This window comes from Holzapfeliella sp. JNUCC 80 (genome assembly GCF_053667655.1).
Window position 1 is genome coordinate 681336 of sequence record NZ_CM132205.1, and the last position, 12547, is coordinate 693882.

General features: G+C 36.1%; 8 protein-coding genes and 1 pseudogene. All 9 read right to left on the reverse strand.

The genetic code is table 11. From position 1 onward, the window contains the following. Positions 1 to 22 precede the first annotated feature (22 nt). Positions 23 to 370 carry a 30S ribosome-binding factor RbfA gene (gene rbfA / locus JNUCC80_RS03440; protein WP_454144498.1) on the reverse strand — a complete coding sequence of 116 codons (348 nt, stop codon included), beginning with the start codon at positions 368 to 370 and terminating at the stop codon, positions 23 to 25. A 14-nt stretch (positions 371 to 384) separates the two neighbouring features. Continuing rightward, positions 385 to 2226: pseudogene (gene infB, locus JNUCC80_RS03445) on the reverse strand (translation initiation factor IF-2); the annotation flags it as partial. Between the two features lie 691 nt (positions 2227 to 2917). Next, the gene (locus JNUCC80_RS03450) at positions 2918 to 3232 is read right to left on the reverse strand and encodes a ribosomal L7Ae/L30e/S12e/Gadd45 family protein (protein WP_454144496.1); all 315 of its coding nucleotides are present in this window, start codon (positions 3230 to 3232) and stop codon (positions 2918 to 2920) included. Further along, positions 3229 to 3528 (reverse strand): RNase P modulator RnpM, encoded by a 300-nt coding sequence (rnpM, locus tag JNUCC80_RS03455; protein ID WP_454144494.1) that lies wholly within the window; start codon positions 3526 to 3528, stop codon positions 3229 to 3231. The genes JNUCC80_RS03450 and rnpM overlap by 4 nt, the downstream gene beginning before the upstream one ends. Before the next feature lie 20 nt (positions 3529 to 3548). Continuing rightward, positions 3549 to 4658: a transcription termination factor NusA gene (nusA, locus tag JNUCC80_RS03460; protein WP_454144492.1), complete on the reverse strand. Its 1110-nt coding sequence runs from the start codon at positions 4656 to 4658 to the stop codon at positions 3549 to 3551. Positions 4659 to 4673: 15 nt separating this feature from the next. After that, entirely contained in the window at positions 4674 to 5147 is a 474-nt protein-coding gene (gene rimP / locus JNUCC80_RS03465; protein WP_454144490.1) for a ribosome maturation factor RimP, read from the reverse strand. Between the two features lie 101 nt (positions 5148 to 5248). Continuing rightward, complete coding sequence (locus tag JNUCC80_RS03470) at positions 5249 to 9565, reverse strand: PolC-type DNA polymerase III (protein WP_454152575.1); 4317 nt, start codon at positions 9563 to 9565, stop codon at positions 5249 to 5251. 3 nt (positions 9566 to 9568) lie between these two features. Beyond that, entirely contained in the window at positions 9569 to 11263 is a 1695-nt protein-coding gene (locus JNUCC80_RS03475) for a proline--tRNA ligase (protein ID WP_454152576.1), read from the reverse strand. A 20-nt stretch (positions 11264 to 11283) separates the two neighbouring features. Further along, a complete protein-coding gene (gene rseP, locus JNUCC80_RS03480; RefSeq protein WP_454153346.1) occupies positions 11284 to 12540 on the reverse strand; it encodes an RIP metalloprotease RseP in 1257 nt (418 codons plus the stop codon). Between the last annotated feature and the right edge of the window lie 7 nt (positions 12541 to 12547).

The window sequence follows — 12547 nt, forward strand, 5'->3', positions numbered from 1 at the left end:
AAACGCCATAAAATGGCGTTTTTTAGTCTTTTTGATTTAATTGACGAATCAAAGCATCAATTTTGGCACCATAAGCAACAGAATCATCTTTTTTAAAGATTAATTCAGGAACTTTAAACGTTGTCAAATTACGCCCTACTTCGTGACGAATTAAACCTGTTGATTTTTTAAGTCCTTCTTCAACTTTTTGATTGTCAGATGCCTTATCAGACAAAATACTATAGTAAATAGTAGCTTGAGATAAATCACCCGTTAGTTCAACATCAGTAACCGTAACGTCTTTAACTCTAGGGTCTTTAACGTTTTTTCGTAATACTGTTGTGACTTCACGTAAAATTTCTTGTTGCACACGTTCAATACGGTGTTTCATTGGAATTCCCCCTTTTATTTAACAGGAACTTCTTCCATGACATAAGCTTCAATTTCATCATCAACTTTGATGTCATTGTAGTTTTCAATCATCAAACCACAGTCAAAGCCTTGATTTACTTCTTTAGCATCATCTTTAAAGCGTTTTAGTGAAGATAATTTTCCTTCGTAGATAACAATACCATTACGGATTAATCTTACACCACTATCACGTTGAATTGAACCGTTAGTTACGAATGCACCAGCGATAGTTCCAAGTTTTGAAACGTGGAATGTTTCACGAACAATTAAGTTACCTGTAACTTTTTCTTGGAATTCAGGATCTAGCATACCCTTCATAGCTGATTCAATTTCATCAATAGCTTTATAGATAACACCATATAGACGAATATCAACGTTTTCAGTTTCAGCTTGTTTTCTTACTTGTTGTGTTGGACGAACATTAAATCCGATAACGATAGCATTACTTGCAGTAGCTAATGTTACATCACTTTCATTAATAGCCCCTACACCAGAGTAAACGATATTAACTTTAACGCCTTCAACTTCAATCTTTTGAAGTGATCCAGCTAAAGCTTCAGCAGAACCTTGTACATCGGCTTTGATAATAACATCAACTTGTTTCAATTCGCCTTCTTTCATCGTATCGAACAAGTTATCTAGTGTAACACGGCTATTGTTGTTACGTTCTTCAACTAATGCACGTTTTGCACGTTCTTCACCAGCTGCACGAGCAGTTTTTTCATCTTCAAATACTGCGAAACGATCGGCTGAATTTGGCACACCATTAAGACCTGTAATTTCAACTGGTTCTGATGGATGTGCTTCTTTAACACGACGACCGCGGTCGTTAGTCATAACACGAACACGACCAAATGTATTACCCACAACAATTGGGTCACCTACACGAAGTGTTCCTTGTTGAACTAATAATGAAGCTACTGAACCTTTACCTTTATCAAGACGTGCTTCGATAACTGTACCAACTGCTTTTTGTTCTGGGTTAGCGTGTAATTCCATCACGTCAGCTTGTAATAGAATCATTTCTAGTAAGTCATCAACGTTTTCACCAGTTTTAGCAGAAATTGGAACAAAGATTGTTGATCCACCCCAATCTTCAGGAATCAATTCATATCCCATCAATTGTTCCATCACGTGATTAGGGTTTGCATCAGGTTTATCAATCTTGTTAACTGCCACAATAATTGGTACACCAGCAGCTTTGGCATGGTTAATCGCTTCTTTAGTTTGAGGCATAACACCGTCATCAGCTGCCACTACTAAGATGATAATATCAGTAATATCAGCACCTCTAGCACGCATATTTGTAAACGCAGCATGCCCTGGTGTATCCAAGAAAGTGATTAAGCGACCGTCATTATCAACTTGGTAAGCACCAATATGTTGGGTAATTCCACCCTCTTCACCATCTGTAACGTGAGTGTTACGCAAGTGGTCAAGTAAGGTTGTCTTACCATGGTCAACGTGTCCCATGATTGTAATAACGGGTGGTCTAGGTGTTTGATTTTCAGTATTGCTATTTTCAGCTTCAAAGATTTTGTCAATATCTGAGATATCTTCATGTTCTTTTTCTTTTGAATCAATACCGTAATCAGTTGCAATCAATTCGATTGTATCTTTATCAAGTGATTGATTTTGGTTAACCATAACACCTAACATGAATAGCTTTTTAACAACTTCAGCTGGTTCACGGTGTAATAATTTACCTAAGTCTTGTGCATTCATGCCGTCTTCAAAAACCAATACTTCTGGCAATGGCTTTTCTTTTCTTTGTGGCATTGGTTTTTTCTTCTTAATGTGAACATTTTGTTCTTGATGTCTATTGTTCTTTTTCTTGTTGTTGCGCCAGTTATTCTTTGAGTTAACGTTCTTCTTGTGGTCAACACGTTTACGGTTACGGTTTTCAGACTCGTTTTGCACTGGTTCAGGTGCTGCTGGAATATTTGGTAACGTATTACGACGTGCTGGTTTTTGGTTACGATCGTTATTTTTCTTATAATTTCCGCCACCGTTATTGTTTTGAGGACGGTTATTGTTTGAATTTGGACGACCACCATTATTTGAAGGACGATTACCGTTGCTATTGTTGCGGTCGTTTGACTTGTTATTTGGACGACCATTTTGTCCACCACGATTGTTGTTACGTGGTTTTTTGTTTGTATCTTGGCGTTGTTTTTCTTTTAATTCTTCCAAGTGTTTTAAACCTGCTTTAGGTCTTGGTGAATTATTAGTCTTTTGGTTTGAATTAGATCTGTTATTGCGACGATCTTGGCTTTGATTATTGTTGTTACGGTTTTTTGAGTAACCATTTTTGTTATTGTTAGAATTGTTTGAGTTACCTTGGTTTTGGTTGTTATTGCTGTTGGTATTGCGTTTTCTAACTGCACTCATTTTAATTTTTGTTGGTTTATGCTCGTTTTGTTGGTTTGTTGAATGATTATTATTTTGATTTGAGGTCAAAGAATGGTCATTCCTTTCTTATTTCCGCAAAGCAAGCACGATGCCGATTATGTTTTTGTCATCAGCATCACACTTCTTCACTATAGTATTTTTGTATTGCTTTACTAAAGCCCTTATCACAAATCGCTAGTATTTTACGATTTCGGCCAATAGCTTGTTCAAAGTCTTGGCTCGTAAAATCTGTAATAACTGGTACTTTATAGTAACTGGCTTTATTTGTAATATCTTTTTGGTTGTTTTTAGCAGTATCTGTTGCTAAGAATACCAAATGCACCGAAGAGTTTCGAATCCCTTCAATTACTTGAGGTGCTCCAGAGATCAAATTTTGAGATTTTTGTGCTAATCCTAGCATGTTTAACACTTTTTGACGTTTATCAATCACTTGTTATCTCCAAATAATTCTTGTCTGGCTTTTTGATGTTCAACATATTCAAACAGCTCATCGTAAAAAGAATCATCCACTTTAATTTTTAAAGATTGGTTCAATACTTGTTTATCTTTAGCTACTTGAATATTGTCTGGTTTCAATGACACATAGGCCCCACGACCTGGCTTTTTACCAGTTGGGTCAATGCTCAAATTACCTTCTTTGTCTAACACAATGCGTACTAATTCTTTTTTGGGTACCATTTCATTAGTCAGTAAATCTCGACGCATTGGAACCTTACGTTTTTTCATAGTTACCACCTACTCAAAGATTATTCTTCAGTATTTTCTGAAGGATTATCAGTTGATACTTCCTCGCTTGTATTAGCTTCTTCAGTATCTTCGACAAATTCGACTTCTGATTCTGCTTTAATATCGATTTTGTATCCTGTAAGTCTAGCTGCTAAACGAACGTTTTGGCCACGTTTACCGATTGCAAGTGACAATTGGTAATCTGGCACAATCACTAAACAACTGTTTTGTGCTTCGTCGAACTGAACAGCAATAACTTCTGCTGGGTTTAGTGCGTTGGCAATGTAGTCTGATGGATCTTCTTCATAGTTAATGATGTCCATATTTTCGCCACCTAGTTCATCAACAATTGTTTGAACACGGGCACCTTTTTGACCAACACAAGTTCCGACTGCATCAATATTCTTGTTATCTGAACGAACAGCCATCTTAGTACGGTCACCAGCTTCTCTAGCGATAGATACAATTTCTACTGTACCATCGTAGATTTCAGGAACTTCACGTTCGAATAAACGTTTAACTAAATCAGCGTGTGTACGTGAAACAAAAACTTGTGGACCTTTTGTTGTGTTATCCACTTTAGATACTAACACTTTAATACGGTCATGTGGTTTATAAGTTTCATTTGGCATTTGGTCAGCACGTGACATCAATGCTTCAACACGACCAATATTAACATAAACGAATTTGTTGTCTTGTCTTTGAACTTCACCTTGTACAACTTCATCTTGGTATTGTGAATATTCGTTAAAGATGTTGGTTCTTTCAGCTTCACGAACACGTTGCATAATAACTTGTTTAGCTGTTTGTGCAGCAATACGACCGAAGTCTTTAGGTGTCACTTCAAATTTTAAAACATCGCCTAATTCATAAGCTTTGTTGATTTTTAATGCATCCGGAAAACTAATTTCTAGTCTGTCATCAAAAACTTCTTCAACAACTTCTTTCAAAGCATATACTTTGATATCGCTTTTCTTTTCGTCAAAGGTTACTTCAACGTTTTGAGCTTTGTTGTAATTTCTTTTATATGCAGAAACCAACGCTGCTTCTAAGGCATCAATGATGACTTCTTTTTTGATTCCTTTTTCTTTTTCAAGTGCCTCAAAGGCGCTTAACATTTCTTTTGACATGAACTACGTCCCCTTCTAAAACTCAATTGCGAATCTTGCTTTAGCCACAATATCCGTTGGAATTGAGAGTTGTTTACGTTGTGTTTTAATTTTGATTTCTAAAGTTACAAATGACTCGTCTTTACTAATTAAAAAACCTTCGTATACTTTTTCGCCTTCGAAAGCACGATATAAACTAACATTGATGTATTCACCAATCGCGCTTTCCCAGTCTTTTTCTTTCTTTAGAGGTCTTTCAACACCTGGAGAAGAAACTTCTAACATATAAGGTTCTGGAAAAGGATCAGGATTGAGTTCATCAAGCTTTTCGCTTAATTGTTCACTAACCTGTGCGACTTCTTCAATATCAATTCCACCAGTTTTATCGACATAAATTCTTAAATAACGTGTTGATTTTTCTTTAATATACTCAACGTCAACAAGTTCATAACCTTTCTCGTCAACGATTGGTGCAACTAAAGATTCAACAATTTCTGTAATCTCAGCCACATAATCCTCCTATTGCAATAAAAAGAGTGAGCATTTCTGCTCACTCGAACTAAGAACCATCCAATGACTATATTTTAGCATATTCAGGCCTTCAAATCAATTTAAAAAAGTGATAGTTGGTTCTGTTCGGGTAGTCCTTCCAAAACACCATTTTCTTCAAAATAGCTCATGATTGTCTTGGAAACTTTTCCTCTTGTTGCTAAGTCTTCTTGTGATAAAAACTTCTTATCAGCTCGTGCTGCAACAATTTGTTTTGCTACATTGTCCCCTAAACCAGGAACAGCGTTAAACGGTGCGAGTAACGTATAATCATCCAAGATAGTAAAATCTTGAGCTGCAGATTTTTCAACATCAACCATTTTAATTTTAATACCTCGTTCTAGACATTCATTAGCTAACTCAAGAACGGTCATCAAACTTTTATCTTTAGCTGTTGCATCGTTACCTTTTGCACTAATTTCTTGCATAGCTTCTTTAACTGAGTTTTTACCATTTGACATAGCAACTAAATCAAAATCACTCGCTCTCACGCTAAAGTATGCAGCATAATAAATCGTTGGATAATGCACTTTGAAGTAAGCAATTCGCAAAGCCATCATAACATAAGCTGTCGCGTGAGCTTTCGGGAACATGTACTTGATTTTTAAACAAGAGTCAATGTACCAGCTCGGAATATTAGGATTGTCACGCATTAGCTTTTGCCACTCATCAGGAATACCTTTTCCTTTACGCACACGTTCCATAATTTGGAAAGCCGTTTGAGATTCCATTCCCCAGTGAATTAAATCAAGCATAATATTGTCACGACATCCGATAACTTCTTTCAAAGTAACTTGCCCACTATCAACTAAATCAGATGCATTACCCAGCCACACGTCAGTTCCGTGCGATAGCCCTGAAATTTGCAATAGCTCAGCAAATGTCGTTGGTTTAGTATCTTCAAGCATCCCTCTAACAAATTTTGTCCCGAATTCAGGTACACCCAGTGTTCCCGTTTTTGAATTAATCTGTTCAGGCGTAACACCAATGGACTCTGTTCCAGAAAACAACGCCATCACACCCGGATCATTTGTTGGAATGGTTAAGGGATCAATCCCACTCAAATCTTGTAGCATTCTAATCATCGTTGGATCATCATGCCCTAGAATATCAAGTTTTAAGATATTATCATGAATTGAATGGAAATCAAAGTGAGTTGTTTTCCATGTTGAACTTTGATCATCTGCTGGATATTGAATTGGCGTAAAGTCATAAATGTCCATATAATCAGGTACAACAATAATTCCAGCCGGATGCTGACCAGTTGTACGCTTAACTCCGGTTGACCCCTTGGCTAGTCGTTCAACTTCAGCTGTTCGAAGGTCTAATTCTTTTTCTTCTTCGTAGTGTTTAACATAACCAAAAGCCGTCTTATCAGCAACGGTTCCAATAGTTCCTGCTCTAAACACACTGTCTTCACCAAACAACACTTTAGTGTAATTATGTGCAACAGGCTGATAATCTCCAGAGAAGTTCAAGTCAATATCTGGAACTTTATCTCCGTTAAAACCTAAGAAAGTTTCAAATGGAATATCATGACCATCTTTTACCAGCTCTTCACCACAATTAGGACACTTTTTGTTAGGTAAGTCATATCCTGAACCATACTCACCTTTGGTATAAAATTCAGAATACTTACAACTAGCACAACGATAATGTGGTGGTAATGGATTAACCTCTGTGATTCCCGTCATTGTAGCCGCAAAACTCGACCCAACAGATCCACGTGATCCAACTAAATAGCCATCTTTGTTTGATTTATATACCAGTTTTTGAGAAATCAGATAAATAACACTAAATCCATTCCCAATAATACTTTTTAGTTCATGTTCAATTCGGTCTTCAACAATTTTAGGTAGCGGATCGCCGTATAACTCGTAAGCTTTATTGTAAGATAATTCCCGAATTTCTTCTTCAGAATGTTCCATAATTGGTGTATAAAGTTTGTCTTTAACCGGCACAATTTCGTCAGTTGATTCAGCAATTTGATTAGGATTAGCAACAATAACCTGATACGCTGTCTGCTCGTCTAAAAAGTCAAATTCATCAAACATTTCCTGTGTTGTCCGGAAATGTAAATCGGGAAGATTTTGATGACGTAAAGGACTACTTTTAATGGATGAAATTAAAATTTCACGATAGATATGATCTTCTGGGTTCAGATAATGCACGTCACCTGTTACAACGACAGGCTTATCTAGTTCTTCTCCAAGTTTAATCATATTTTTTAAAATATCTTGTAAATCTTCTTGATTACGAATTAATTCACGTTCAATTAAAGAACTGTAAGCACTTGGTGGTTGAATCTCTAAATAGTCATAATACTGAGCCAATTGCTTAGCTTCTTCATAACCTTTTTGCATCATTGCAGTGAATACTTCGCCATCTGTACAACCGCTTCCGATTAATAAGCCTTCTCGATAATCATCAAGCAAGAACTTAGGTAATCGAGGTGTTCGATAGTAATACTTGACATTAGCCATTGAGATTAGCTTAAATAAGTTTTTCAATCCTGCTTGTGTCTTTGCCAAGATAGTCATATGGCTTGGACGCGCCCTCTTATAGGTTAAATATGGATTTTTGTGTTGATTATAATTGTCTAAATTAGTTTCACCGAATTGGTCTTCAAAAACCGTCATCAATTTATACAATAAGTACCCGGTTGCTTCAGCATCACTATCAGCTCTGTGATGGTGTTCTAAAGTGATTTGATATTTTCTAGACAACGTATCTAGTGTATGACGTCCCTGTTCAGGATGAAGAAGTCGAGATAATTCTAAGGTATCAATAATCGGAATTGATACCTTCTCAAAGCTTGATCTTACAAGTGCCGCATTTAAGAAACCAATATCGAATGAGACGTTATGCCCAGCTATTGCTTGGGCACCTGACATGAACTTAACAAAACGCGTTAAAACCTCTTTTTCATCATCAGCTTGTTCCACCATATCATCCGTAATGCTGGTTAAATTAATTGTTGTTGTCGACAGTGCCTCATGAGGATTAATAAATTCATCGAATCGTTCAATAATTTCACCGTTTTTCATTCGAACGGCACCGATTTCAATGATTTGATCGTAAACAGCTGAAAGTCCAGTTGTTTCAACATCAAAAATAACATAGTCAGCAGATTGGGCATCTAAATTAACTGGATTTTGAACGAGCAGATTTTTGCTATCATCAACGAAATTAGCTTCTTGTCCGTACAAAATTTTAACATCATTTGCTTTACCTGCTGCATGCGCTTCAGGGAAAGCTTGCGCACCAGCATGATCTGTTACAGCAATTGCCTTATGACCAAATCTAGCGGCAGCTTGAACGTATTCCTTAATCGAATTTGTAGCGTCCATTTGACTCATCGTTGTATGAAGATGTAGCTCGGCTCTTTTGTCACCCTCATAAGTATCTTGACGTTCAGGCTTTTCAAAAACTTCAAGGTCTTTAATCATGATAGTCAATTCTTGACTGTATTTGTCATTTTGGGTTTGTCCTTTAACACGGACCCACATCCCAGGTTTGATGTTTTCAAAAACAGCTGTTTCCTGCTGGTTTCGAGGAAACTTTTTAATTGTAATTGAGTCACTATAATCTGTTAGCTTGGCAATTAACATCTTATTATCATTACGCAAACTGCGAACTTCCACATCAAATAGATGTCCTTCAATAGCAACATCTTGCTGTTCTTCTTGAACATCTTTCAACTGTTGAAATTGTGACTTAGGTGAAATGGGATTACCTAATGATGTTTGTGAACTTGTAACGGCCTGCTTTTTCGGTGCAGCTTGCTGTTTATGAGCTTCTTGTTCAAGCGATTGTTCAAATTGTTGTTGCTGTTGGTACAGACTGTCCAAGTTTTTTAAAGATTGCGCTTCATCAATCACAGTTGTTTTAATTTGATCAACTAAAAAACCATATTGTTGCAGCAACTCTTTTAGTTCAGTTAGCACATCATCTGTAATCATAGCTTGACTAACTGCATTCTCTAGTTTCAAAGTTAAAACTTGATTTTGATAATCAGATTTTGCATTCAATAAAATACGCTTAATCATAGATGAACTTGTGAGATGATGTTCGACAATATCTTGATAATAGTCTTGATCAATAGCATCTGACTTTTCACCGAAGGCAACAACCAATTCTGGTTCCACAAAGTTAGTAAGTTCTTGTGTCACTGCTTGTTTCAACAGTCGATAAGCTGAAAAAGATATTTTTTTAGGAAAAAAAAGGTGGAAAATCCACTTTCTCTCTTGTTGGTAGACATCCACTTTTTTTATTTGACCTTGGTAAAAACTATCATTTTCAGAAAATCCATCAGCAACTAATTGATCAAACTTAACTTGATTCAATAAATTTAAAAATAGTTGATTTTCTTTAGACATGTTCTACCCTATTTCATTTTTTAAATAATCTGCAACTTCAGAAATTTGAAGTTCAACTGCTTCTTTAGTTTGGTTGTTTTTCACTTCTACAATTCCTTCAGCAGCTTTTTTACCAATAATGACACGGAAAGGTGCACCTAGTAAATCAGCATCTGCAAATTTCACACCTGGACGTTCTGCACGATCATCATATAAAACTTCAAATTGACTTTGTAAGTCTTGATACATCTTTTCAGAAATTTGTGTTTGTTCGTCATCATTCATTTTCATTTGAATAAGGTGGACTTCAAAAGGTGCGACTTCTTTAGGCCATAGGATACCACGGTCATCATGGTGTTGTTCAATGATTGCAGAAAGTAGTCTTGAAACACCAATTCCATATGAACCCATAATAACAGGCTGGGCTTTACCATTTTCATCTAAGAACTTAGCATTCATTGCTTCTGAGTAACGTGTTCCTAGTTTAAAGATGTGACCAATTTCAATACCACGAGTGAATTTTAATTCATCTTTTCCTGATGGATCTAATTCACCTTCTTTAACAACAGCAATATCTGCAAAGTTATCAGGTGTAAAATCACGGTTTAAGTTAACATTTTTAAGTTGGAAGCCTGTTTCATTAGCTCCTACAATGAAGTTTGCCATGTTTTGAACATTACGGTCAGCAATAACTTCTTTAGCAAAACTTTGTTCAACAGGTCCAATACTACCAGCTTTTACTTGTGTTAATTCAAATTGTTCATCATTAGTTGCTAAGCGTAAGTCTTCAACTTGTAATAAGTTCTTCAACTTCACTTCGTTAACTTCTTGATCACCTCTAATTAAAACAAGAACAGGTGTTTCATCTGCAATATAAACAACACTTTTGACAATGTCTTTTTCGCTAATGTTTAAGAAGTCTGCTAAGTCAGCAATAGTCTTGATATTAGGTGTGGCTACTTTTTCAACGTCTTGTAATGGGGCGTTGTTTTCTTCTTTGACGAAATAACTTGAAGCCATTTCAATGTTAGCAGCATAGCCTGAATCAGTATAAACAATTGTATCTTCACCAATAGCTGCAGGAGCACCAAATTCTAGTGAATCAGATCCACCCATTGCACCAGCATCACCAATGATTGGCTTAACTTCTACGCCAGTTCTAGCGAAGATTTTAAGATAAGCATTCTTCATATCTTCGTATTGTTGATCAAGTTGTTCGTAGTTACTTGCAAAGCTGTAACCATCTTTCATAATAAATTCACGACCACGAAGTAGTCCAAATCTTGGACGATTTTCATCACGGAACTTAGTTTGAATTTGGAATAATGAAAACGGTAAACGTTTGTAACTTTTGATTTCTTGAGCCACAATTTCAGTAAATGTTTCTTCATGTGTAGGTCCTAAAATAAAGTCACGTTCGTGACGATCTTTTAGTTTAAATAAGTTAGGACCATAAGAATCATAACGACCTGATTTTTGCCATAATGAAGCAGGTAATAATTCTGGCATCATCATTTCGCTTGAGTCAATTGCTTCCATTTCTTCACGGATGATTTGTGATACTTTTGATAATACACGATTTGCCAATGGTAAATAAGAATAAACACCGGCAGTGACTTGGCGTACATAACCACCACGTAACATTAACTGATGGCTGACAGCTTCAGCATCAGAAGGTGTTTCTTTTAAGGTTGGCATAAAAAATTTAGATTGTTTCATAGTTCCTCCAACTAAGTTACTTATTTAATAAAATAGCGATAAATATCGTTTCCGGTTACAGCAATGATTAATGCGAATAAAATAACCACACCTACGATATTAATAATCACTTCTTTTTCTTGTGAAACTGGTTTTCCACGAAGTAATTCATACAAGTTAAGTAGTAATTTACCACCATCTAATCCTGGAATTGGTAATAGGTTCATAATTCCTAGGTTAATGGATATTGCACCTAAGAAGTACAAAATACTTAAAAATCCTTGATTAGATAAATCTGAAGCCTGTTTGTAGATACCAACAGGACCAGATAACTTGTTTAAGCTAAAGCCAGTAACTAGACTTTTGACACCTTTAAAAATTAGAGTTGCTGTATTGGTTGTTAAATTCCAACCTTGACTAACACGAGCAGAAAATGAGCCATCAACGTCAAATGTTAATCCTAGCAAGCGATAATTCGTGTCGTTTTCAGTAATGGTTTGAGGTTTAACAGTCTTTTGAACAGTTTGTCCGTTACGTTCAATTTCGACTGTTACCTGTTCATTTTTTGTAGTGCTAAGATATTGTTGAATGTCAGTTGTTGAAGCAATATTTTGTTGATCAACTTTGACAATCTTATCCCCTTTTTCAATTCCAGCTGTTTGTGCAGGTGAATTTTGTGAGAAGTTATTAACCACTGTTGTTGGGGCACCAGCCGAAACAAAAGCGTAAATCATAAAGACAACTAAGGTTAATAATGCATTATTGAAAGGACCTGCAAAGTTAGTTGCAATTTTTTTCCAAACTGAAACGGACTGCATTTGCACATCTCTTGGTGCAATTTGAAGTTCTGTTCCATTTTCTTCAATAATTGTGGCGTCATGAATAACGTCAAATCGTCTTAACTTTTCTTCATCACCATTTTCAAAGCCTTCAATATAAAGTGTATCTTCTAAATCAGCTTTTTTTACCTGAACGGGAATACCGTCAAAAGAAATATCATCTGGCGTCGTATTAATCCGGATAACTTGCCCTTCTTCATTTAATTGAAGTAACACCATTGATCCTGGATCAATTTTTGCTGTGTCATCTGGACCAGCTAATCTAACATAACCACCTAACGGTAGCCATCTAACGGTATAAGTTGTATTCTTGTGTAATTTTTGGAATATTTTTGGTCCCATTCCAACAGAAAATTCACGGACAAGAATTCCTGACTTTTTAGCCACAATAAAGTGTCCGAATTCATGGACAACCACTAAAATTCCAAAAATAATAAGAAATATAAGAATTCCAAGCATCTGCATT